General features: G+C 43.9%; 1 protein-coding gene. It reads right to left on the bottom strand.

Annotation, left to right across the window (positions count from 1 at the left end; translation table 11 throughout):
• Nucleotides 1–244 (bottom strand): hypothetical protein (locus tag I3217_RS00010; protein WP_435047666.1); only part of this gene is annotated, 244 nt, incomplete at both ends.

Below are 244 nucleotides of genomic sequence, written 5' to 3'. Positions count from 1 at the left end.
TCAATCCTAAACTGGCTCCGTCCTGAAACACTTCATAATCCGTAACAGCCACATTATCTGTAGCAGCGTTCCAGCTTAATGTTAAGCTATTAAACGTAAGATCACTGGCAACTAAACCATCGGGAACTATTGGAGATTCCGTATCCGGAGCCGACAATGTTGTTACACTTAAAACTCCACTTTGTCCCGAGCGATTCCCAGAACCATCTATAGCCTCAACCGTAAATTCATACGCTGTTTCTGG

The organism is Formosa sp. S-31 (assembly GCF_051172795.1).
GTDB lineage: Bacteria > Bacteroidota > Bacteroidia > Flavobacteriales > Flavobacteriaceae > Formosa.
The sequence above is the reverse complement of the archived record's forward strand: the minus strand, read 5'-3'. Positions and strand labels throughout refer to the sequence as shown.